22 protein-coding genes and 1 tRNA gene are annotated in these 23,074 nt (G+C 64.0%); 7 read left to right on the forward strand and 16 right to left on the reverse strand.

The window, feature by feature from the left end:
- The first annotated feature begins 108 nt into the window (after positions 1-108).
- Positions 109-534 (forward strand): GNAT family N-acetyltransferase, encoded by a 426-nt coding sequence (locus ACVISU_RS02000; protein ID WP_456705818.1) that lies wholly within the window; start codon positions 109-111, stop codon positions 532-534.
- 41 nt (positions 535-575) lie between these two features.
- On the forward strand, positions 576-1,373 hold the full coding sequence (xth, locus tag ACVISU_RS02005; RefSeq protein ID WP_456705819.1) for an exodeoxyribonuclease III: 798 nt from the start codon (positions 576-578) through the stop codon (positions 1,371-1,373).
- 49 nt (positions 1,374-1,422) lie between these two features.
- On the opposite strand, the gene ACVISU_RS02010 is transcribed toward xth, so the two are convergent.
- The 7 genes from ACVISU_RS02010 to ACVISU_RS02040 form a co-directional block, all read right to left on the reverse strand.
- On the reverse strand, positions 1,423-2,259 hold the full coding sequence (locus ACVISU_RS02010; protein ID WP_456705820.1) for a tetratricopeptide repeat protein: 837 nt from the start codon (positions 2,257-2,259) through the stop codon (positions 1,423-1,425).
- Positions 2,246-3,982: a dihydroxy-acid dehydratase gene (gene ilvD, locus ACVISU_RS02015; RefSeq protein ID WP_456705821.1), complete on the reverse strand. Its 1,737-nt coding sequence runs from the start codon at positions 3,980-3,982 to the stop codon at positions 2,246-2,248. The genes ACVISU_RS02010 and ilvD overlap by 14 nt, the downstream gene beginning before the upstream one ends.
- A 346-nt stretch (positions 3,983-4,328) precedes the next feature.
- On the reverse strand, positions 4,329-5,954 hold the full coding sequence (locus tag ACVISU_RS02020; protein WP_456705822.1) for a diguanylate cyclase: 1,626 nt from the start codon (positions 5,952-5,954) through the stop codon (positions 4,329-4,331).
- 159 nt (positions 5,955-6,113) lie between these two features.
- On the reverse strand, positions 6,114-7,028 hold the full coding sequence (locus ACVISU_RS02025) for a hydroxymethylglutaryl-CoA lyase (protein ID WP_456705823.1): 915 nt from the start codon (positions 7,026-7,028) through the stop codon (positions 6,114-6,116).
- Positions 7,025-9,034: an acetyl/propionyl/methylcrotonyl-CoA carboxylase subunit alpha gene (locus ACVISU_RS02030; RefSeq protein ID WP_456705824.1), complete on the reverse strand. Its 2,010-nt coding sequence runs from the start codon at positions 9,032-9,034 to the stop codon at positions 7,025-7,027. The genes ACVISU_RS02025 and ACVISU_RS02030 overlap by 4 nt, the downstream gene beginning before the upstream one ends.
- A gap of 14 nt (positions 9,035-9,048) precedes the next feature.
- Complete coding sequence (locus ACVISU_RS02035; RefSeq protein ID WP_456705825.1) at positions 9,049-10,653, reverse strand: carboxyl transferase domain-containing protein; 1,605 nt, start codon at positions 10,651-10,653, stop codon at positions 9,049-9,051.
- An 81-nt stretch (positions 10,654-10,734) separates the two neighbouring features.
- A complete protein-coding gene (locus ACVISU_RS02040) occupies positions 10,735-11,907 on the reverse strand; it encodes an isovaleryl-CoA dehydrogenase (RefSeq protein ID WP_456705826.1) in 1,173 nt (390 codons plus the stop codon).
- A gap of 188 nt (positions 11,908-12,095) precedes the next feature.
- On the opposite strand from ACVISU_RS02040, the gene ACVISU_RS02045 reads away from it, so the two are divergent.
- Together ACVISU_RS02045 and ACVISU_RS02050 are read left to right on the forward strand one after the other, a co-directional pair.
- Positions 12,096-12,737, forward strand: a complete 642-nt coding sequence (locus tag ACVISU_RS02045) for a TetR/AcrR family transcriptional regulator (RefSeq protein WP_456705827.1) — start codon at positions 12,096-12,098, stop codon at positions 12,735-12,737.
- Between the two features lie 2 nt (positions 12,738-12,739).
- Positions 12,740-13,237 (forward strand): Lrp/AsnC family transcriptional regulator, encoded by a 498-nt coding sequence (locus tag ACVISU_RS02050; RefSeq protein ID WP_456705828.1) that lies wholly within the window; start codon positions 12,740-12,742, stop codon positions 13,235-13,237.
- 9 nt (positions 13,238-13,246) lie between these two features.
- Here ACVISU_RS02050 and ACVISU_RS02055 read toward each other — a convergent pair whose 3' ends face one another.
- On the reverse strand, positions 13,247-13,552 hold the full coding sequence (locus ACVISU_RS02055) for an ETC complex I subunit (RefSeq protein WP_050400548.1): 306 nt from the start codon (positions 13,550-13,552) through the stop codon (positions 13,247-13,249).
- 239 nt (positions 13,553-13,791) lie between these two features.
- Between ACVISU_RS02055 and ACVISU_RS02060 the strand changes: the two genes are divergently transcribed.
- Positions 13,792-14,955, forward strand: coding sequence for an OpgC domain-containing protein (locus ACVISU_RS02060; RefSeq protein ID WP_456705829.1), 1,164 nt, complete (start codon positions 13,792-13,794; stop codon positions 14,953-14,955).
- Positions 14,956-15,045: 90 nt separating this feature from the next.
- Here ACVISU_RS02060 and ACVISU_RS02065 read toward each other — a convergent pair whose 3' ends face one another.
- Complete coding sequence (locus tag ACVISU_RS02065; protein WP_456705830.1) at positions 15,046-16,866, reverse strand: carbamoyltransferase family protein; 1,821 nt, start codon at positions 16,864-16,866, stop codon at positions 15,046-15,048.
- A 376-nt stretch (positions 16,867-17,242) separates the two neighbouring features.
- On the opposite strand from ACVISU_RS02065, the gene ACVISU_RS02070 reads away from it, so the two are divergent.
- The gene (locus tag ACVISU_RS02070; protein WP_083991875.1) at positions 17,243-17,506 is read left to right on the forward strand and encodes a hypothetical protein; all 264 of its coding nucleotides are present in this window, start codon (positions 17,243-17,245) and stop codon (positions 17,504-17,506) included.
- Positions 17,507-17,837: 331 nt separating this feature from the next.
- On the opposite strand, the gene ACVISU_RS02075 is transcribed toward ACVISU_RS02070, so the two are convergent.
- The 5 genes from ACVISU_RS02075 to ACVISU_RS02095 form a co-directional block, all read right to left on the reverse strand.
- Complete coding sequence (locus ACVISU_RS02075) at positions 17,838-18,614, reverse strand: cyclase family protein (protein WP_456705831.1); 777 nt, start codon at positions 18,612-18,614, stop codon at positions 17,838-17,840.
- A gap of 678 nt (positions 18,615-19,292) precedes the next feature.
- A tRNA-Pro gene (locus ACVISU_RS02080) sits at positions 19,293-19,369 on the reverse strand.
- Positions 19,370-19,490: 121 nt separating this feature from the next.
- Complete coding sequence (locus ACVISU_RS02085) at positions 19,491-19,970, reverse strand: DUF192 domain-containing protein (protein ID WP_456705832.1); 480 nt, start codon at positions 19,968-19,970, stop codon at positions 19,491-19,493.
- A gap of 122 nt (positions 19,971-20,092) precedes the next feature.
- On the reverse strand, positions 20,093-20,755 hold the full coding sequence (locus tag ACVISU_RS02090; protein ID WP_097672215.1) for a cold-shock protein: 663 nt from the start codon (positions 20,753-20,755) through the stop codon (positions 20,093-20,095).
- A gap of 199 nt (positions 20,756-20,954) precedes the next feature.
- Positions 20,955-21,716 carry an SIR2 family NAD-dependent protein deacylase gene (locus ACVISU_RS02095; protein ID WP_456705833.1) on the reverse strand — a complete coding sequence of 254 codons (762 nt, stop codon included), beginning with the start codon at positions 21,714-21,716 and terminating at the stop codon, positions 20,955-20,957.
- Positions 21,717-21,947: 231 nt separating this feature from the next.
- Here ACVISU_RS02095 and ACVISU_RS02100 point away from each other — a divergent pair, with 231 nt between their 5' ends.
- The gene (locus tag ACVISU_RS02100; RefSeq protein WP_172803462.1) at positions 21,948-22,109 is read left to right on the forward strand and encodes a hypothetical protein; all 162 of its coding nucleotides are present in this window, start codon (positions 21,948-21,950) and stop codon (positions 22,107-22,109) included.
- Between the two features lie 115 nt (positions 22,110-22,224).
- Here ACVISU_RS02100 and ACVISU_RS02105 read toward each other — a convergent pair whose 3' ends face one another.
- Positions 22,225-22,500: a hypothetical protein gene (locus tag ACVISU_RS02105; RefSeq protein WP_050400555.1), complete on the reverse strand. Its 276-nt coding sequence runs from the start codon at positions 22,498-22,500 to the stop codon at positions 22,225-22,227.
- 300 nt (positions 22,501-22,800) lie between these two features.
- Positions 22,801-22,986, reverse strand: a complete 186-nt coding sequence (locus tag ACVISU_RS02110; protein ID WP_456705834.1) for a hypothetical protein — start codon at positions 22,984-22,986, stop codon at positions 22,801-22,803.
- Positions 22,987-23,074 lie beyond the last annotated feature (88 nt).

Genomic DNA, 23,074 nt, shown 5'->3' on the forward strand with positions numbered 1-23,074 from the left:
CCCCATCGGCAATTGTTACGCCTTGTTTCTGGGGAGGGTTAGCACAGGCGGACAGCCCGTGGTATGCCACCTAAGTAAAATCCTGCGGCTCCCCCGAATCGCGACCTTATGTCCAGCTCCGTTCTTGTCTGCACCTGGGAAGAGGCCCGCCAACGCTCCCGTGCCATCCGCTACAGCGTCTTCGTCGAGGAGCAGCGCGTGCCGGTAGAACTGGAATGGGACGACTTGGACGCGTCGAGCTGGCATGCGCTGGCGTTTGCCGATGACGGCATGGCGGTTGCGACGGGCCGGCTGCTGCCCGATGGTCATATCGGCCGCATGGCCGTGCTCAAACCAGCGCGCGGCACCGGCATCGGCGCCCGCGTGCTGGACGCACTGATGGCCAAGGCGGCCGAACTCGGCTATCCCGAACTGATCCTCAACGCGCAGACGCACGCGGAACCGTTCTACGCGCGCGCCGGGTTCGAGCGGGTCGGCGATGAATTCGAGGAAGCCGGCATCCCACACATCAAAATGCGGAAGCGCTTGGTCTAAGCGGGGGCTCGGTCGCGTGTCCCATCAATGAAGGAAGTCCGATGGCAGTTCGCATCGCTACGTGGAACGTCAACTCGGTCCGGCAACGGATCGAACTTCTGGTCGCCTGGCTGAAGGAGTGCTCCCCCGATATCGTCTGCCTGCAGGAGATCAAATGCGTCGATGACGCGTTTCCCCGGCTCGAGGTCGAGGCGCTCGGGTATAATGTCGTCACCCACGGCCAGAAGACCTTCAACGGCGTCGCGCTGCTCTCCAAGCTGCCGTTCGACGAGACCAAATCGGGCCTCGCCGGCGACGAGGAGGACGCCCATGCCCGCTTTCTCGAAGGCGTCGTCACGCTGAAGCAGGGCGTGGTGCGGGTGGCGTGCCTTTACCTGCCCAATGGCAACCCCGCCAATACCGACAAATACCCCTACAAGCTCAAATGGATGTCGCGGCTTCTTGAGTACGCGCGGGAACGGCTCAAGGCCGAGGAGCCGCTGATCCTGGCCGGCGACTTCAATGTCATTCCGGCCGCCCGCGACGTCTACAATCCGGCTGCGTGGGCCGACGATGCCCTGTTCCGGCCTCAGACCCGCGAGGCCTTCCAGTCGCTGCTCGGCCTCGGCCTGACCGATGCACTGCGCGCGGTCAATGACGAGCCCGGCCAGTACACCTTCTGGGACTACCAGGCCGGCGCCTGGCAGAAGAACTGGGGCCTGCGCATCGACCATCTCCTGATGTCGGCGCAGGCAAGCGACCGGCTGATCGATGTCGGGATCGACAGCTATGTCCGCGCCTGGGAGAAGCCGTCCGACCATGTCCCGGTCTGGGCCGATCTCGATTTCGAGACCCCCTGAGCCTTGCGGATCAAACGATCGGGGCCGCCCGGAATATCAATCCCGGCCTCTAATCGCGACGACCCTGCACCCAATGCTCGAGCATCTGCAGCGCCATCGCCCGGTCGTCCTCGGACGCCTTGGCGATGGCCCGGTTGTAGCTTTCCTTGATCCAGGCTTCGTCGGGCGTTGCGCTGTCGCGCGCCAGGGTCAGCCACATCAGGCCACGGGCCCGCTGCGGCGGCAGCCGGTCGCCGTTGAACAGCATCTGGCCAAGCAGCGCCTGCGCCTGATGCTGGCCCTTCTGGGCCGCGAGCCCGAGCCAGCGTGCGCCATAGCGGAAATCGTCCCGCGAGGCGTCAGGCGTCTTCAGGTACAGCCGGGCAAGGTCGTACTGGGCGTCGGCATTGCCGAAATAGGACGCGGCATAGGAGAACATCTCTCGCGCACGCTCGGTGTCCGCCTTCACCTTGGAATTGGGGATGCCGCTCAGATAATAGCGGCCGAGCGCCACGAACGCGTTGGCCACGATCGAGGCCTGCGGCGCCGACGGCGAATCCTCGGCATGCGCATTGGCGATCCGGCTGAAATACTCGAAGGCGCGCATGTCGTCCTGGATGACGCCGTCGCCCTCGGCGTACATCTTGCCGAGCTTCCACTGCGCCACGGGATGACCGCCCTCGGCCTGGTACTGCAGCGTGCTGAAGGACGAGGTCGGCACGGTCGCCGCGGGGGCAACCGGCGTCGTGGCGCGCTTCAACGCACCGGCCGTACCGGGCTGCGGCGCGACCACCGGAAGAACGGTATCCTGGGGGCTGACCGGGGCGCCGTCGAATCCGAATCCGGGGCCCGCCACCGGAATGGCCCCTAACGCAAACGCCAATATCGTACGCCTAAACGTCCGCATAACACTGTTTCTCGTGCGCGCCACCCGGATGGGTGACTGCGCCATCCACCGCCGGCCCCACTTGCTCGGCGTACTTCCACAGCGCACCAGATGTGTGGTTAGTCGCCCGAGGGGCCCATTTGGTCTTACGATTTGCGAGCTCGGCGTCGCTCAATTTTACGTCAAGTGTGCCGGCGACCGCATCGATCTCGATGATGTCGCCGTCCTGCAATAGCCCGATCGGCCCGCCGACGGCCGCTTCGGGTCCAATATGGCCGATGCAGAAGCCACGGGTGGCGCCCGAAAACCGGCCATCGGTGATCAGGGCAATCTTGCCGCCCATCCCCTGCCCGGTCAGCGCCGCCGTGGTCGCCAGCATCTCCCGCATGCCGGGACCGCCCTTCGGCCCCTCGTAGCGGATCACAATCACTTCGCCTTCCTTGTAGGTGCGCTTCTGCACCGCCTCAAAGGCGTCTTCCTCGCGGTCGAAGCACCGGGCCGGACCGGTGAACTTCAAGTTGGACATTCCCGCGACCTTCACGATCGCACCCTCCGGAGCGAGATTACCCTTCAGTCCGACAACGCCACCTGTCACGGTGATCGGATTGTCGGCGGGCCGCACCACGTCCTGGTGCGGATTCCATTTCACGCTTTTGAGGTTTTCGGCGATCGTTCGGCCAGTGACGGTCAGGCAATTCCCGTGCAGGTGGCCATTGTCGAGCAGCGTTTTCATCAGCAGCGGAATGCCGCCAACTTCAAACATGTCTTTGGCAACATAACGGCCGCCCGGCTTCAAATCCGCGACGTAAGGAGTCTTTTTGAAGATTTCGGCAACGTCGAACAGATTGAACTTGATGCCGCACTCATGGGCGATCGCCGGCAGGTGCAGCGCAGCATTGGTCGAACCACCTGAGGCTGCAACCACGGCCGCAGCATTTTCAAGGGCTTCCCGGGTGACAATGTCGCGGGGCCGGATGTTTTTCTCGATCAGCTCCATCACTTTCTCGCCTGCGGCGGCGCAGAAGGAGTCGCGGATCTCGTACGGCGCCGGGGCCCCGGCCGAATACGGCAGCGCGAGGCCAATCGCCTCGGAGACGGTCGCCATGGTGTTGGCGGTGAACTGGGCGCCGCAGGCGCCGGCCGACGGGCACGCCACCCGCTCGATCTCGTCGAGATCCTCGTCCGACATGGCGCCGACCGAGTGCTTGCCGACCGCCTCGAACATGTCCTGTACGGTGACCGGCTGCCCGCGGAAGTTGCCCGGCAGGATGGAGCCGCCATAAATGAAGATCGACGGCACGTTGAGGCGGACCATCGCCATCATCATGCCCGGCAGCGACTTGTCGCAGCCGGCGAGCCCGACCAGCGCATCATAGGAATGGCCACGGACGGTGAGTTCCACCGAATCGGCGATGCATTCGCGTGACGGCAGCGACGAGCGCATGCCGTCATGGCCCATCGCGATGCCGTCGGTGACGGTGATGGTGCAGAACTCGCGCGGCGTGCCGCCGGCCGAAGCCACGCCCTTCTTCACCGCCTGGGCCTGGCGCATCAGCGAAATGTTGCAGGGAGCAGCTTCATTCCAACATGAAGCAACGCCGACAAACGGTTGATGAATCTGGGCTGTCGTCAGCCCCATCGCATAGAGATAGGAACGATGCGGCGCGCGTTCGGGGCCTTCCGTCACGTGACGGCTCGGCAACCTGCCCTTGATGTTCGTCTTGCCGTCCGCCTTGGCGTCCATCGCGACCCTGTTCCCGACGCTCTTTCCTCCAACAACGCCGGAACCGACCAAAAGTCCCGTTGTCGCGAGCGCTGGCTATTCAGCTAGGTGAATATCCTTTCATGTCAGGGTGTGGCCAAAAAGCGGCGTGACTACGGACCAGCTGTGTTTAGGGTTAAATGCCGAGCAACTGTTGCGATGACGCAACAATCGTGGCTCCCGGGCAACCATGTATTATCGGTCCTTATGGGAACCTGACCGGTGCCTCGCCAAATGACCCTAACGTTGCCATCCCTCGAAGAAACGCGCCTGACTTGTGGATTTGCGCCCTCGCTACGCGGACAAGTAGCTCCACCCTTCCTGCAATCTACTCAGCCGCCAGCTTCGGCGGCGCCGGAGGCGCCCAGCACTCAACGCGATTCCGGCCGCGGTCCTTGGCCTGGTAGAGCGCCGCATCGGCGGCCTTCATCAGCGCCTCGATCCCGGGCATGCTTGTGATGGCCTCGGCAACGCCGATGCTCACCGTCAGTCGCATCGGACGATCGTCGGCCCGCAACGCCAACCCTTCCGCCCTCCTGCGAATGCGCTCGGCGACGGTTCGGGCGCGCGACAACGTCGTTTCCGGCAGCAGAACCGCGAACTCCTCGCCTCCGACGCGGCCGACAACATCGGACTTGCGCTTGCCGCGCGTGCAAATCTCGGCGACGGCCTTGATGGCCTCGTCGCCGGCCGCGTGACCGAACCGGTCATTGATGCTCTTGAAGTAGTCGATATCGACCATCAGGACGGAGACGGAGCGATAGTAGCGCTGGAACCGGCTCCACTCTGCATCCAGCGTGGTCAGGAAGTGCCTGCGGTTGAACAGCCCGGTGAGCGGATCGGTGGTCGCGAGCACCTCGAGCTGACGCGCGTTACCGACAAGATCTGTCACGTCGACAAAGGTCAGCATCCGGCCGCCGTTCGCCATCGTCGAGCAATGGATCCTGATGTTGCGGCCATCAGGCGTCTGCACGTCGCGCTTGTGATCGCCCGCCTTGATCTCCGCGATCCGCTTTGCCGGAAAGGCTCTGATCTGCTCCGGGGTCGAGCCCGTCGGGACTGCCCGGCGATTGCGCGTGAGCAGCGTCATGTAGGCCGGATGCCGCGCCACTTCCTCCTCGCTCACCTCCCAGAATTCACGCATTCGGCGGTTAAGGAAGACCGCATTGAGATCGCGGTCGAGGAGGACGACGCCGTCCTCCACGTTCTCGAGCGCGCCGGTCAGCACCTTCAACTTGTCCGATGCGCGCACGATATCGGTTACCGGCGTGTAGCTCACCATCCGGCCGCCGTCGGGCAGCGGCGTGCACTGACACCGCACCACATCGCCGTTGCTGCGCCTGAGATCGATCGGGTTTGCGTCGCCGACGGCGACGAGGCGGACGCGTTCGGCGACGTAGGCTTGAAGCTGCTCAGCCGGCAGCTCATAGGCCATGATCTTGCAGCCTTGATGCATCAGATCGGTGAAGCTGGGGTTGCGGTCGGCCACCGCGTCCGGAAGCTGCCACATGTTCCGGAACGCGCGGTTGATGAAGAGAGCTTTCAGCTCTGCGTCCAGGAGCAGGATGCCGACCGGGATCTGATCGAGCGCCGCACGCAGCGCCAGCATGTGCCCGCGCAAGATATCGCCGGCGCGCCGCTCCGGCATGGCCGATGGCGCAGGAGCGGCAGACACGGCAGCCGCAGGAGCCGCAGCGGTCGCCTGCTGCGCCTCGAAGGCCAGGCCGAGCTGGCGGTCCGACTGCCACAACCGCTTGCATGGTCGCACCTGATTGGTGCCGACGATCAGCAATTGGACCAGGTCGGGAATGCCGACCACACTTTCGAGTTCCACGGTCGCGCCCGTATCGGTGAGCTGCCGGACCGTGCAATCGAAGGCCGACCGGCCGAAATTGAAGACGATCTTTCCGGCCAGAAACGTTCGGCCGCGGGAAGCTGACACCTGTCCGGACATGGCGAGACGCACCTGGAGCAATTGCGAGCCCGCTCACATCAGCATGTTTGAGTCACCAAGCCATGAACGCTTTCGAGGCGTTTTGACCCAGAGCAAAAGGCGGTGTGCGCTGCAAAACAGGTTCCATCATTCGATTCCTGGAACCCGTGCGTTGGAGGACTACGACCCGCCGAGCCGCTTCCGCTTTGCGTTCAGCGCGGAGGCGACGCGGCTGACCGGCGGACGGCCGAGCAAGCCGGCGACCTTGTTCGTCGCAGCCAGCAGCTTCTCCATGTCGACACCGGTGTTCACGCCCATGCCTTCGAGCATGTAGACGACATCCTCGGTCGCGACGTTGCCGGTGGCCCCGGGCGCGTAGGGGCAGCCGCCGAGGCCGCCGGCGGCGGCATCGATCACGCGAACGCCCTCCTCCATGCCGGCATAGAGATTGGCGAGCGCCTGGCCATAGGTGTCGTGGAAGTGCATCGCGAGGTTGGCGACCGGCAGCTCGGCGCCGACCGCGCGCAGCATCTCCTTGGCCTTGAGCGGCGTGCCGACGCCGATGGTGTCGCCGACCGAGATCTCGTAGCAACCGAGATCCCACAGGGTCACTGCGAGATCGGCGACCGCCTTCGGCTTGATCTCACCGTCGAACGGACAGCCCAGCACGCAGGAGATATAGCCGCGCACCTTGACGCCATCGGCCTTGGCGCGCGCCAGCACAGGCTTGAAGCGCTCGATCGATTCCGCGATCGAACAGTTGATGTTGGCGCGCGAGAAGCCCTCGGAGGCCGCCGCGAACACCGAGACGATCTGGGCGCCGGCCGCGCGCGCGGCGTCATAGCCCTTCTCGTTCGGCACCAGCACGTGGAATTCGGCGCCCTTGATGTGGCTGACGCCGCGCAGCACCTGGTCGGAGCTCGCCATCTGCGGGATCGCCTTCGGCGACACGAAGGCGCCGACCTCGACGGTGCCAAGCCCCGCCGCCACCAGCGCCTCGACAAAGGCGATGCGCGCCTCGACACTGACCGGCGTCTTCTCGTTCTGCAGGCCGTCGCGCGGCCCCATCTCGACGATGTGGATCTGATCGCTCATGACGCGGCCGCAGCCTCGACTTCGGCAAGCTCGACGCCCTCGCCGACGATGTCGCCGACCTTGCATTTGAGCTTCTTCAGCACCCCGGCATAGGGCGCGCGCAGGGTCTGCTCCATCTTCATGACTTCGAGCGTGAGGATCGGGGCGCCCTTCTCCAGCGTCGCGCCCTCCTCGGCCAGCAGTGCGACCACGGTGCCCGGCAAGGGCGCCACGATCTTGTCCTCGCCGACCTGCTCCTCGCTCTCGCCGCCGAACGGGTCGACCCAGTGCAGGTCGAAGCGGCCGTTGCGGGTGCGCAGGTAAAGCTCGTGGCCCTCGATGACCGAGGCGACGCGCGATTTGAGGCCGTCGAGCGTCAGGTCGAAGCCGTCATCACCGGATGACGAAATCGCAAGGGCAAGCTCGCGCCCGCCGACGGAGAGCGTCGACGGTCCGTTGCCATAGTGCAGCGTGATGGTGTGGGCGGGCTCGTGGCCCTGCCGGAACGAAAACACCCGCTGGCGACGGCCGACCGGCATCCAGCCGAACGCCTGCCAGGGCGAGTTCGCCTCGCGCCGCGCCGCCGTCTGCTCGGCGTTCACGATCGCAGCCGCCGCCGCGCACAGCTCGAACTCGCCGGCCGCGCCGGCGCCTGATGTCAGGTTCTTCAGCTCGCGCTCGATGAAGCCGGTATCGATCGCGTTGGCCCTGGTGGCGGGATGCGTCACCAGCGCCGACAGGAATGGGATGTTGGTGACGATGCCGCGGACGTCGGTCTGCTCCAGCCCACGGTTGAGCTTCTCGATCGCGCCTTCGCGCGTCGGCGCCCAGGCGATCACCTTGGCAAGCATCGCGTCGTAGTACGGCGAGACGTTATCACCGCTGCGGTAGCCGGCATCGATGCGCAGGCCCTCGCCCTCGGGCGGCGTCCGCCAGGTCTTGATGCGGCCGACCGAAGGCATGAAGTTCTTCTGCGGATTTTCTGCGTAGACGCGCGCCTCGATGGCGTGGCCATTGAGCTTGATCTCGTTTTGCTTCAGCGGCAGCGCCTCACCGAAGGCGACGCGCAGCTGCCATTCGACGAGATCGACACCGGTGATCAACTCGGTGACGGGATGCTCGACCTGCAGGCGGGTGTTCATCTCGATGAAGAACACGTCCTTGCCGTCGGAGACGAACTCGATCGTGCCAGCGCCGACGAAATTGACCGCGCCGGCCGCCTTACGCGCGGCCTCGCAGACCGTCTCGCGCTGCGCGGCGTTCAGCGTCGGCGACGGCGCCTCCTCGATCACCTTCTGGTGCCGGCGCTGCAGCGTGCATTCGCGCTCCCACAGCGAGAGCAGATTGCCGTGGCTGTCGCCGATGATCTGCACCTCGATATGGCGCGGGTTCTGCACGTATTTCTCGATCAGCATGCGGTCGTCGCCGAACGCCGCCTTGGCCTCGCGCTTGGCGCTGGTGATCGCGGCGGACAGTTCGCCCGCAGAATTGACCACGCGCATGCCGCGGCCGCCGCCGCCGGCCGACGCCTTCACCAGCACCGGGAAGCCGATCCGGTTGGCAGCCTCCGCCAGGATCGCCTCGTCCTGCGCCTCGCCGTGATAGCCGGGCACCAGCGGCACGCCGGCCTTCTCCATCAGCGCCTTCGAGCCGGATTTCGAACCCATCGCGGTCATCATCGCGGCGGTCGGGCCGACGAAGACCAGGCCGGCATCGAGACAGGCCTGCGCGAACTCGGCATTTTCGGACAGGAAGCCGTAGCCGGGATGCAGCGCTTCCGCGCCGGTCTGCTTGGCAGCGGCGATGACGCGCTCGATGTTGAGATAGCTGTCGCGCGCCCGTGCGGGCCCGAGCAGCACGGCCTCGTCGGCGAGCGCGACATGCATCGCATCGCGATCGGCCTCGGAATAGACCGCGACGGTGCGCAGCCCCATGGCACGCGCCGAGCGGATGACGCGGCAGGCGATCTCGCCGCGGTTGGCGATCAAAAGCGTGCGGAAACGCCGGTAGAGTTTTGAGCGGTCCATGGTCAGATTCCGGGTCACATCCTGAACAGGCCGAACTTCGTCGGCTCGATCGGCGCATTGGCGGCGGCCGACAGGCCGAGCCCGAGCACCAGGCGGGTATCGGCGGGATCGATCACGCCGTCGTCCCAGAGCCGCGCGGTAGCGTAATAGGGATTGCCCTGCTTCTCGTATTGCGCGCGGATCGGCTCACGGAACTTGTCTTCCTCCTCCGCCGACCAGCTCTCCCCCTTGGCCTCGATGCCGTCGCGCCGCACCTGACTGAGCACCATCGAGGCCTGCTCACCGCCCATCACTGAGATGCGCGCGTTCGGCCACAGCCAGAGGAAGCGCGGGCTGTAGGCGCGGCCGCACATGCCGTAATTGCCGGCGCCGTAGGAACCGCCGATCACGACGGTGAATTTCGGCACGCCGGCGGTCGCGACCGCCGTCACCAGCTTGGCGCCGTCGCGCGCGATGCCGCCGGCCTCGTATTTCTTGCCGACCATGAAGCCGGTGATGTTCTGCAGGAACACCAGGGGGATGCCGCGCTGGCAGCACAGCTCGATGAAATGAGCGCCCTTCAGCGAGCTCTCGCTGAACAGGATGCCGTTGTTGGCGATGATGCCGACCGGATAGCCCCAGATATGGGCAAAGCCGCAGATCAGCGTGGTGCCGTAGAGCTTCTTGAACTCGTCGAACTCGGAGCCGTCGACGATCCGCGCGATGATGTCGTGCACGTCGAACGGCTTGCGGCCGTCGGCGGAGACCACGCCGTAGATCTCCTCGGCGGGAAACAGCGGCTCCTGGACCGGACGCATGTTCAGCGGTGCCTTCGCCGGCTGCTTCAGCGTGCCGACGATGCGGCGCGCGATCCCGATCGCATGGGCGTCGTTCTGCGCGTAGTGATCGGTGACGCCCGACTGACGGGAGTGGACGTCGGCGCCGCCGAGCTCTTCGGCGGTGACCACCTCGCCGGTCGCGGCCTTCACCAGCGGCGGGCCGCCGAGGAAGATCGTGCCCTGATTGCGCACGATGATGCTCTCGTCCGACATCGCCGGCACATAGGCGCCGCCCGCCGTGCAGGAGCCCATCACGATAGCGATCTGCGGGATACCCTGCGACGACATCTGCGCCTGATTATAGAAGATGCGGCCGAAATGCCGCTCGTCGGGAAATATCTCGTCCTGCAGCGGCAGGAAGGCGCCACCGGAATCCACCATGTAGACGCAGGGCAGATTGTTCTGCCGGGCGATGTCCTGGGCGCGCAAATGCTTCTTCACCGTCATCGGGTAATAGGTGCCGCCCTTGATGGTGGCATCATTGGCGACGATGATACATTCGCGCCCCGAGATGCGCCCGACGCCGGTGACGACGCTGGCCGAATGCACGTCGCCGCCGTAGAGCCCGTTGGCGGCGAGCGGCGACAGTTCGAGGAACGCCGTACCTGGATCGACCAGCAGATCGACGCGATCGCGCGCCAGCATCTTGCCGCGCGAGGTATGTCGCTTGCGCGAGGTCTCGCCCCCGCCGCCGGCCACCTGCTTGAGCTTGTCGCGGAGCTCCGCGACCAGGCTGCGCATCACATCGGCGTTGCGGGCGAATTCGGAGGATGTGGGATCGATCGTCGAATGAAGCGGCATCGGTGTTGCACGTTTCGTTGGAGGAGCCGACAGGATTTTGTGAAGGCGGGCCGTCGCGCGAGAGGCGCGACGGGGCGCGGGTCAGGCCGTCTTGGCGAACAGCTCGCGGCCGATCAGCATGCGGCGGATCTCGCTGGTGCCGGCGCCGATCTCGTAGAGCTTTGCGTCACGCAGCAGCCGGCCGGTTGGATAGTCGTTGATGTAGCCGTTGCCGCCGAGCAGCTGGATCGCATCCAGCGCGCATCGGGTGGCCTTCTCGGCGGCATAGAGGATGGCGCCGGCAGCATCCTCGCGGGTGGTCTCGCCACGGTCGCAGGCTTTCGCCACCGCGTAAACATAGGCGCGCGAGGCGTTCATCGTGGTGTACATGTCGGCGATCTTGCCCTGCACCAGTTGGAACGAGCCGATCGGCTCGCCGAACTGCTTGCGCTCGTGGACGTAAGGCAGCACCACGTCCATGCAGGCCTGCATGATGCCGATCGGTCCCGCTGCCAGCACCGCGCGCTCATAGTCGAGGCCACTCATCAAGACGTTGACGCCGCGGCCGACCTCACTCAGCACGTTCTCCTCCGGCACCTCGCAATCCTCGAACACCAGCTCGCAGGTGTCGGAGCCGCGCATGCCGAGCTTGTCGAGCTTCTGCGCGGTGGAGAAGCCCTTCATGCCCTTTTCGATGATGAAGGCGGTGATGCCGCGCGGACCGCCGTTCGGATCGGTCTTGGCATAGACCACCAGCGTCTCGGCGTGCGGGCCGTTGGTGATCCACATCTTGCTGCCGTTGAGCACGAAGCGGTCGCCCTTCTTCTCGGCGCGGGTCTTCATCGAGACCACGTCGGAGCCGGCCGACGGCTCCGACATCGCCAGCGATCCCACATGCTCGCCGGAGATCAGCTTGGGCAGATATTTGCGCTTCTGCGCCTCGTTGCCGTTGCGGCGGATCTGGTTGACGCAGAGGTTGGAATGCGCGCCGTAGGCCAGCCCGACCGAGGCGGACGCCCGCGAGATCTCCTCGACTGCGATGCAGTGCTCGAGATAGCCGAGGCCCGAGCCGCCGTACTCCTCCTCGACCGTGATGCCGTGCAGGCCGAGTGCGCCGATCTTGGGCCAGAGGTCGCGCGGAAAGGTATTGGAGCGATCGATCTCGGCGGCGCGCGGCGCGATCTCGTTGGTCGAGAAATCATGCACCGTCTCGCGGATCGCATCCGCGGTCTCGCCAAGGTCGAAATTGAAGATTGCCGCCCGGTTCGAGGCCATGATCCCTCCCATGAGATTCATCTTGCAATTAAACGATCATACGTTTTTTTCTTGGCTTCGCAAGCGACTGTGCTATGATTTACCTATGAAATCCGCAGTTCATTGAATTTACTGGGATTTCATGCGATATACATACGGTCGTTTGCTTGTTTCCGGCTGTCCCTGGCAAACATCCCTCCGAGGCGCTGATGGCACGCACGATCGGCTCACACGGCCCCACGACGCTGGAGGCGATCCGCAAGGCCGGCGTGCACCTGATCTTCGAGCGCGGCTATGAGGCGATGAGCCTGCGCCAGCTCGCCGCCGAGGTCGGCATCCAGGCCGGCTCGCTCTACAACCATATCTCAACCAAACAGGACCTGCTGTTCGATCTGGTGCGGGAGCATATCAACGATTTGCTGCGCGAACTCGATCTCGCGCTGGAGGGCAAGGCCGATCCGGTCGAGAAGCTACGAGCCTTCGTGGCCTTCCACGTCAGCTATCACATGACCCGCAAGCGCGAGGTCTTCATCGCCAATTCCGAACTGCGCAGCCTCGAGGCCAAGAACTACGACGCCGTGGTGGCGTTGCGCGGCGCCTATGAGCAGCGGCTGGCGCAGATCCTGACCGACGGGGTCTCGGAGGGCGTGTTCGAGGTCGTCGATATCCAGGTCGCGACCTTCGCCATCATCTCGCTGCTGACCGGTCTTTGCACCTGGTACCGCCCCGGCGGCCGCCTGACTCGCGACGCCATCATCGCCGCGCATGAGAAGCTGGTGCTGTCAGGCGTCACACCGCAAGCCGCGCTTGGTCGGGTCGGCAGCCCTCGGACTGCGGTGGCGGGCCTGTGACTGTGACAGAGCGCCCACAGCTCGATGACATTGATCTGCGGATCCTGTCCGAGCTGCAGCGGGACGGCCGGATCAGGATCAACGAGCTGGCCGAGCGCGTCGGCATATCAGCCCCGCCCTGCCTGCGCCGGGTCCGCGCCTTGCGCAGCCGAGGCGTGGTGCAGGCGATCCGCGCCACGCTCGACGAACGATTGCTCGGCTATGAGGTGACGACCTTCGTCCTGATCCAGCTCGACAGCCAGAACCGGGTTGCGATCGAGACGTTCGAGGCCGCGGTGGCCGCCGTGCCGCGCTTCCTGCAATGCTGGCGGATCTCAGGCGATGCCGATTTCATGCTGAGATGCGTCGCGCCCAGCGTCGACGACATGCGTCAACAGCTGCTGCAATTCCCCGGCCTGCCCAACGTGCGCAAAATTCGAAGCTTTCCGGTGCTCGGCGTTTCCAAGGACGCGCCGCTGCCGATCCCGGGAGCGCTGGCCGCGCCAAACCCTGCGAGCTGATCGCCTGCCCTAGTGGGTCCACGGCTCCCAGCGGCGGAACGCAAAGTTGTCGGCATAGGCGACCTGGCGGTGCGCCGAATCCTTTGGCTCGATCACCTGGTAGGCGATGCCCTTGCGCTCGCAATAGGCGACCGCCTCCTCCTTGGTCTCGAAGTGCAGCGTGAGCTGCTGCTTCATGTCGGTGGACGACGTCCAGCCCATCAAGGGCTCCACGGTGCGCGGCTGCTCCGGCTCGTAATCCAGTTGCCACGCTTTGGTCTTGGCACGTCCCGATTGCATCGCGTTTTTGGCGGGCTTAAAAATGCGTGCGGTCATGGATGGTCGGCCCCGTGGGATGTGCAATATGGAAGCGATTTGAAGGAAACCGCCGGGATAGTATAGAGACACCGTTCTACGCACTGATCGGTGATTCCTCGATCTCGGAGGCAGCCTTCGCCGGACCGGTATAGTCATTCTACCGCGCTGTGACAATCTGGCCCCGGGAGGCCTCCTTTGGAGACCCCTCGGGCCCGCGGCGCGTTCTCGACAGCATCACATCGAGGAAGCGGGGCTCCATGGAAATTCACGCTCATTTGCCCGAAAAAGGCCGTGACCTCCGGCTCGACCTGTTCCGCGGGATCGCGAACTGGGCGATCTATCTCGATCACATCCCCGACAACATCGTGAACTGGATCACGACGCGGAACTACGGCTTCAGCGATGCCGCTGACCTGTTCGTCTTCATCTCCGGCTACACCGCATCCTTCGTCTATGCACGCATGATGCTGGAGCGCGGCTTCATCGTCGGCGCGACCAGGCTGACCAAGCGGGTCTGGCAGCTCTATGTCGCCCACATCATCCTGTTCGTGATCTACATCGCCTCGATCAGCTATCTGGCGCTGCGCTTCGGCGATTCCGAGATCATCAACGAGTTCAACGTCGCCGGCCTCGTCGACAACGCCACCGAGACGCTGCGCCAGGGCCTGTTCCTGAAGTTCAAGCCGGTCAATCTCGACGTGCTGCCGCTCTACATCGTGCTGATGGGGCTGTTTCCGCCGGTGCTGTGGTTCATGCTGCGGCAGCCGAACTGGACCATGCTGGCCTCGCTCGCGCTGTGGCTGGTGTCGCGGCACATGGGCTGGAACCTGCCCGCCTACCCGGCCGGGACCTGGTACTTCAATCCGTTCGCGTGGCAGGTGCTGTTCGTGTTCGGCTCGTGGTGCGCGATGGGCGGCGCGCGCGCCAACATGCACATCATCAATTCGCGCTACACGCTGTGGTTCTGCGTCGCCTATCTGATCTTCGCCCTGATCATGACGATGGCCGGCCGCTTCCCGGACTTCGGCGCGATGTTCCCGGACTGGCTCTATTCGACCTTCAACCCGAACGACAAGACCAACCTCGCGCCCTATCGCTTCCTGCACTTCGTGGTGATCACGATACTCGTGATCCGCTTCGTCCCAAAGGACTGGTCGGCGCTGGAGTGGAAGGTGTTCGATCCCCTGATCGTCTGCGGCCAGCAGTCGCTCGCGGTGTTCTGCGTCGGCGTTTTTCTGTCCTTTGTCGGACATTTCGAGCTCTCGATGAGCTCGGGCTCGCTGTTCGCGCAGATCTTCGTCAGCATCTCCGGCATCGCGATCATGACGATCGTAGCCTATTACATCTCGTGGTCGAAGCGGCAGGACAAGCCGATCAAGCCGCCGGCGCAGAAACCCGCGGCACCGGCAAAGGCAGCGTAAGCCCTCTTACCTGAGCGTGGCCTACGCGCAAACGCTTCGCGTTTGTCGCTGGGAAAACCGCATCATACTTTTCCGGGTCACGCTGTAGCTTCAGGCGCCTCCCCGGCTGCCGTCCTGCGTCGTCGAGGAGACGATGGTGGCGACGTCGCCGAACGTCGTCATCACGGGCGTGACAACCTTGTGCATGGCTGTCTTCGACACCAGCGTGTCGTGCAGCACGAGGTTGTCGATGCCGGTGGTCAGGAAGCAGCTCACCGCATCGTGCGGCGTCTCGACGATCGGCTCGCCCTTGACGTTGAACGAGGTGTTGATCAAGGCCGGTACGCCGGTCAGCGCCTCGAACTCCTTCAGCAGGCGATAGAGCACCGGGTTGGTTTCCTGCCGCACGCTCTGCACCCGCGCCGAGCCGTCGACATGCACGATCGCCGGGATCTTGTCGCGCCATTCTGGCCGCACCGGCTTGGCGATCAGCATATAGGGCGAGTCCTCCTCGCCCTCGAAGATCTCCCTCATGCGCTCGGCCAGTACGATCGGCGCAAACGGGCGGAAGGCCTGGCGGTGCTTGACGCGGCTGTTGAGGATGTCCTTCATCTCGGCCTTGCGCGGATCGGCGATCAGGCTGCGGTTGCCGAGCGCCCGCGGACCGAATTCGGAGGGACCCTGGAACCAGCCGATCACGCGCTGATCGGCGAGCAGCTTGGCGGTGTCCCGGCAGATATCGTCGCTGCGCTTCGCGTCGACCTGGATGCGCACCAGAAAGCTTTGCAACGCGGCCGCAACCTCGGCGTCGCTGTAGCGCCGGCCGACATAGGCATGGTCCATCACGAACGAGCGGCGCTGCTTGAGGATCTCGAGCCAGCCGTAATAGGCGCAGCCGATCGCGATGCCGTCGTCACCGGCGGCGGGCTGGATCCAGACGTTCTCGAAGCCGGCCTCGCGCGCAATGCGCCCGTTGGCCACGCAGTTCAGCGCGACGCCGCCGGCGATGCAGAGGTTCTTCGCCCCCGTGGTCTCGCGCAGCCAGCGTGCCCTCGCCAGCAGCACGTTCTCGGTGTCGTCCTGCACCCGCCAGGCGATGTCCTCCCAGTGCCGCATCGTCGGGCTCTTTTCCCAGCTGCCGCTGTCGAGCACGAAGGGCTGCCGGTTCTCCTCGCCCCAGAACGGCACGTGGAGTTCGCCGTCCTTCATCTCGAGCAGATGGCCGACCTGCCCACGGCGGCCATAGGGCGCAAGCCCCATCAGCTCGCCGCACTTGTTCCAGTCGCCGAACACATAGGTCGAGACCCTGCTGTACAGCGCCCCCAAGCCGGGCATGTTGTAGAACTCGTCCGACAACAGGCCGCGTGCCGGCTCCATGAAGACCTTCTTCAGGCATTCGAGTTTGGTGTCGTCGAACCTGTAGTAACTCTCGGACTCCCGGGCGAGCGGCGAGGCCCCATCCTGCGGATAGGACTCCATCGCGTCGGCCCGATAGTTGCCGACGCCGTCGACGATCATCACGACGCCATCCCTGAACGGCGACACCGCGAACGCGCTGTAGGCATGCGCAAGGTGATGCGAGACCGACACCACCTTGTCGGACTTGGAGCGAAACAGCGGATGCTTGATCGCCTCATTGCGTTCGGCGATCGGCAGGAAGCCCGGCATGTCCTGATGGAGCATCCGCTCCTCCATCTCGGGCACCGGCAGGATGTAGCTGTTGCGCACCACGAGGTCGACATCGTCGAGCGTGATGCCCTCTGCAGACAGGCAGTAGTCGACGACCTCCTTGTAGAAGCCGGAGGCGTGCTTTTCGCGGGTGATACGCTCCTTGGAGATCGCGTAGGCGATCGCGCCGTCACGCAGCAGGCAGGCGCTCACGTCATGGTCGTAGACGTTGAGACCAAGGACGTAGGTGTGTTGTTTCGGCATGGGCACTCTTCAGGGAGGATTCTCAACGCTCAGAGAACATGATCGTGTCGACTTCAAGTTCTCGACGGCATTTTCCGCGGCTCGCAAATCTCTGCTTCTGCGATGCACAAATCAAATCGGCGCCAAGTCGATGCAGTGCAAGATGAACAGAATGAACGGCGGATGAACGACAAGATGAGCGTAGCAACCACATCATCCTTTGCAGACAGGAACGTAACTTGACCTTACCTGTTGGTCTCAATAGAGTCGTTAAAGCTCGCAAGAACCTTAGTGAAAATATTGTCTTAGCATGCGCGAACCGGACGCCGGTCTCACGCGTCTAAGCGAGACAGCCAGCATCGGTTCTGATGTTTGGAAGTGACTGGAGATCTTCAGAATGACTAAACGCTACAATATCCTGACTCGTTGCCTCGCAGCGGTCGCTTTGTTGTTCGTCTATGTCGCAAGCACCTCCGCCATCCTGGTCGGCGCAACCACCTCTTCCGCGCAAGCGCAATGGCGCGGACGCGGCTACTGGGGTCGCGGCCGCGGATGGGGCTATGGCCGCGGATATTATGGCCGTGGCTATGGTTACTACGGCGGCTACGTCGGTCCCCGCTGCTGGTGGACCCCGCGTGGTGTTCGCGTTTGCCGGTGGTAACAGCCCCCGACGCACAAGCGATATTGAAGGCATGAATCAGGTGCGTCGGTTCCGGCGCACCTGATTTTCTTTGAGGGGTTGGTGCACGCGCCGTGGCTTGGCGCGCCTGCGGCACGCAAGAAAGAGCCCCGGAAGACGCCGGGGCTCTAGTCACGGGAGAGAACGCTTTCGGCAATCGGGACGCGAGGACGAGCCGCCGGCCCGATCACCCAATGCATCTACGACGTGCATCAGAGCAGATTCATCTGCCTTAGGCTGTAGCGGTGCCGCAACACCCGGCGGAATGAACGCCCTGTCCACCGGTTCCGACCGGCCGAAAAACCGATAGCGGCTAGCCGTCGAGGATCGCAACCGCCCTCGTCCACCCCGCCGATGCACGCTCGATCTTCACCGGGAAGCACGACACCATGAACCCGGTCGACGGCAGTTGCTCCAGATTGTGCAGCTTCTCGATGTGGCAGTATCCGATGTGGCGTCCGGCCTTGTGGCCTTCCCAGATCAGGCTGGCGTCCCTGGTCTCGGCATATCTCTTCGCGGTGAAAACGAACGGCGCATCCCAGCTCCAGCCGTCGATGCCGGTCAGCCGCACGCCGCGGTCGAGCAGATACATCGTGGCCTCGTAGCCCATGCCGCAGCCCGAATTGACGTAGTCGGCCTGGCCATACTTCGCGCCGGCACTGGTGTTGACGACGACGATCTCGAGCGGCGACAGCGTGTGGCCGATCCGCTTCAATTCGGCCTCGACATCGCCTGCGGTCGCGACGTAGCCGTCAGGCAGATGCCGGAAGTCGAGCTTCACGCCGGGCTGAAAGCACCATTCCAGCGGCACCTCGTCGATCGTCCACGAGCGTTCTCCGCGGTTCATGGTCGGATGGAAATGCCAGGGCGCATCGAGATGCGTGCCGTTGTGGGTGGAGAGCGAGACCTGCTCGACGGCCCAGCCCTGCCCGTCAGGCAGATCCGCAGCCTTCAGCCCATCGAAGAACTGCAGGATGCGCGGCAGCCCCTGTTGATGGTCGATATACTGGATAGTCGGATGGTTGCCCGGCGGATCGGCAGGAACATCGTTCTGCAAGGGAACCGAGATATCGATCAGTCTGCGCGCCATGGTGCCTCCTCGCGGATTGGTCTTGTCAGGCTGAAGCAACCTGCCAGTCCGCGCGCACCATCGGCAAGCCACATCCGCTCGAGATCAGGGCCTGCCCCGGTCGCCGGCAGCGGTAAGGCGCCGCGGCGTTGAACCTATTTCCCGCGCGGACGACCCATGGGCACTGGGGATTTCAGGGCCCAGTATTCGGCGACGCCGTCTGGGCGAATATATTCCGTCCAGGCGGCGTTGTTGCGTCCGGTGTGGCATCGCGGCCGAAGCATGGCTACCCCTGCCAGAACGCCGTTCACGCACAGAGAGCCGCAGAAACAATCCGTGTGCTGATGTCGGGCGGTTTGCCGGTGGTGTTGCCACGACGATACAGAGATACCCCTGCAACGATGCTAACCAACCTGCATCTGAACCAAGACGGGGTTGCGTCGTGTCGGGATTTGATCACTGGAACGGTGCAAATAGAGCCTACTCGTCCGCGGACGCGCCACATCTGCGCGATGAGCAGCAGCAGTTCGACCGCTATCACAAATTTGACGACGCCATCTCGCGACCGTCGGCGAGCGGCTCAAGAACCGTGATCCTCGATCGCTACAACCCGCCGGCTCGTTGATCTGGTCAGCCCCTGGGCGGCTGGAGTTGCAACGAGCGGGAGCCGCGAGGCTTCAGTCCGGCGCTCGATTTAAATGGTCGGGGCAGCTGGATTCGAACCAACGACCTGCAGTACCCAAAACTGCCGCGCTACCAGGCTGCGCTATACCCCGACATTTCCGAGAAGCCCGTGGATACACGCTTCAGCCAGCGCCAGCAAGGCACCGGTGCGGGACCTCCGGCTCGAAGATTGGCAGCGGTTTCCTGGCCGGAAAGCGCAAGGGAACAGAGAGTCTAGTGGCCGCCGAACAGCGGGTGGCCGACCCGGTCGCCGGGCTGGATGCCGTATTTCTGCGCGGTGCCGGCAATCACCTCGAGAACGCCCTTGGCGAGCCCGCGTGATGGAATGATCTTGGTCGACATCGGCTCGGTGTTTTCGGCGATCCGCAGGATGCGCCCGTCGGCGCGGATGAAGATCATGTCGAGTGAGATGTAGGTGTTCTTCATCCACATCGACACCTCCTGCTCCGGCGTGAAGTCGAACAGCATGCCTTTGCCGTCCGCGAGCTCCTTGCGGTACATCAGGCCGGTCTCCTTCTCCTGCTCAGTGGTCGCCATTTCGACGGAGAAGACGTGCACGCCTGACTTGGTGACGATCTCGAGCGGCTGGACGCTGGCCGCCTGCGCGGCCGGGACCAGCAGCGCGCTGAACACCATGACGAGGGAGGCCAACAGCCACGGGCGGAGCCGCCCAACCATGCAATCGAAATTCATCTACAAATACTCACACCGGGGAAGATTTTCCGGCGGACCCTAACCCGATGATTGCGGCAAATGCCAGAGCTCAGACGGCTCGCCGGAGGCTCACGTTTCCGTCAGGGCGTCCGGCTCCGGGCTCAGTGCGACGACAGCGCCGAGGGGCCGGTCTCCGGGTGGATCTCGGCGGCCATCATGCCCTTGGAGCCGGGCCCGAACCGCACCAGCACATACTGGCCGGGGCGCAGCTCGGTCATGCCGAAGCGGCGCAGCGTCTCCATGTGCACGAAGATGTCGGGCGTGCCCTCCCCGCAAGTCACGAAGCCGAAGCCGCGCAGCCGGTTGAACCACTTGACCTGTGCACGCTCGAGCCCGCTGGTCGCGGTCACGGTGACATGGGTTCGCGGCGGCAGCATCTGCGCCGGATGGATGGCGGTCGACTCGTCCATCGAGACGATGCGGAAGGCCTGGTAGCCCTTCGCGCGTTGCACGCATTCGACAACGAGCCGCGCGCCCTCATAGGCGGTCTGGTAGCCGTCGCGCCGCAGCACCGTCACGTGCAGGAGGATGTCAGGCCAGCCATTGTCGGGGACGATGAAGCCGTATCCCTTCGACGCATCGAACCATTTGATGACGCCGGAGACTTCGACGAGGTTGGCCGCGGCGTCGCCGAGACCGGAGAAGGCATCCAGCGCCGGATCGCGCGGCGCGCTGCCATACTCGCCTTGCGCAATCCTGCTTTGCCCAACTCCGCCGATCGGCGGTCCGCCGAGCTTCTTGGACTCAAATCCGTCCGACCCCATGACCCCGGACCCCACACGTCAAATGCAGAGCGCCGACGTTGCGGCGCACCCTGTACACGCTGCTTTCCATGACCAACTCATTTGGACGCTGCGCGAATCTCTCAACCAAAAGATAACACTCCCGCTTGCCGGGCATAGCTAAAAAACGATTCTTGCGGGAACTATGAACAGGCTTGCACAGCCGCGAATCAATCAGGCGTCAATTGCCTGCGAAAGGACCAAGCGTGTCGCCAATGTCATGGCGGATCACCAGGTCGGCGACGTCGTCCTGATCGGTCGGCTCGTTGTTGATGATCACGAGCCGCGCACCGCTCTCCTTCGCCATCATCGGAAAGCCTGCAGCGGGCCACACCACCAGCGACGACCCGATCGCAAGGAACAGGTCGCACTGCCGCGAGAGTTCCGCCGCGCGGCGCATCGCATCCTCGGGCATCGACTGCCCGAACGAGATCGTCGCGGTCTTCACCGGATCGCCGCACTCCGCGCAGTCCGGCGCACCACCGGTCTTGTCGAAGTGCAGCTTCACCCACGCAAGATCGTAGTCCTTGCCGCAACCGATGCAGCGGGCGTAGGTGGTGTTGCCGTGCAGTTCGATGACATCATCGGCCTTGAAGCCCGACGCCTGATGCAGATTGTCGATGTTCTGGGTGATGATGCTAGGAACCTTGCCGACCCGGTAAAGCTGCGCGAGTGCGCGATGCCCGCGCCCCGGCTTGGCGGCCGCAAATGTCGGTTCCATCGCGAAGCGCCGCCGCCACGACTCGTCGCGCGCCTCCTGACTGGCCACGAACTCGTCGAACGGAATCGGGCGGTTGCGCGTCCACAGCCCGCCAGGCGAGCGGAAATCGGGAATGCCGCACTCGGTGGAGATACCCGCCCCGGTGAAGGGCACGATCGACGATGCCTCGGCAATCATGTTGCCGAGCTGCTCGACGCCGCTGCGCAAGTCTTTTGCAATCACTGGGAATGATCCGGTTGACCGGCGGCGACTATAGCATGGCCGGAGCGATTGCGCGCTCAACCATCACGCGCGCGATCGGACTGCGACGACGAGCTGCTCCGCCGGCTCATCGGCTGCGTCGCTCCTCCGCCGCCCCAGCATCATCACAATCCCGCACTGCCCGCTCCGCATTGACGCCCAATTCACCGACGCCAATGCGCCGGGATAGGACCACGACCAAGAGGATGGGCAATGACCGATCTGGAAAACCGTGTCGCGCGCGAGCGCGAAGAGATCGTCGCACGCGTTGCCAGCTTCCGGGCGACGCAGCAGAAGTTCGAGCGCGATCGCCAGGAGTATTACGATAACACGCTCGGCAATGTCTGGAGTGGATTGCAACGCAAGAGCGCGTGACGTCGCGCCGACCGGGCGCGCTCGCCGGCGAATAGCTGCGAATGCGCTGACGCGCGATCACACCATGACGCGCAATTGAGAAAGCCCGGAGCGATATGCTCCGGGCTCGTCGCCGTCACCAGTAATGGCGATAATAGTGGTGCCGATAGTACGGACCGCGATAATAGGCGTACCCGTCGTCGTAGTAGCCGTAACGCGGGCCATAATAATAGCCATAGTCGGGACCGTAATAGCGTGGGCCGTAATAAGCACCGGCCGCGCCTGCGGCCAGTGCGCCGGCGGCCAGACCGAAAGCCAGACCGGGTCCGATATGACGCGCCTGCGCCGGCGCGCTGACCATTGTTGCGCCCACCGTCGCAACCGTCGCCAAAACTGCCAGTGTCTTTTTCATGGCAACCTCCTCACGTGGTTATGGGCATCAACGCGGGCACACTGGGATGGTTGCAGCGAAATGGCGGTTCGGGTTCCGCAGCCATGCGATGGCGCAAATCTACCATCGGTTATCATTGGAACAAAAACACAACCTCAATGGTAAGCTTGAGTTGAGTGAGGTTGGCATCGATGCCGGCGTGGATGGAACTGCTGCTGAACGTGATGGGCTTTGCCGGCTTTGTCGGCATCGCGATGTATCACAGGCACCCGAACGGGAAGCTGCCGGACTGAGCGCCGAGGGCGGCTCAGCTTGCCAATTCTAATTTGATTTGCGCGCCTCTCCCGCCGTGCGGACCAGCCGGTCCGCCTTCAAAAGAACCTTGCCGCTCTCCGGCTGCGGCCGAAGCCAGAAGCTGATCGCGACAAAGGCGGAGCAGAGCAGCAAACCCACCACTATCACGCGTCGGTGGGTCGGTCTGTCAGCGCTATGGAACGATGGCGTCATGGCTGTCACCTGCAGCCATCTCACCTGCAATCGCAGGTGGTGACAACGCGATGCCGCTCTTAACCTAACCCGGTAGGGTTAGCGGTGG

It is taken from the genome of Bradyrhizobium sp. USDA 4452, from assembly GCF_054063575.1.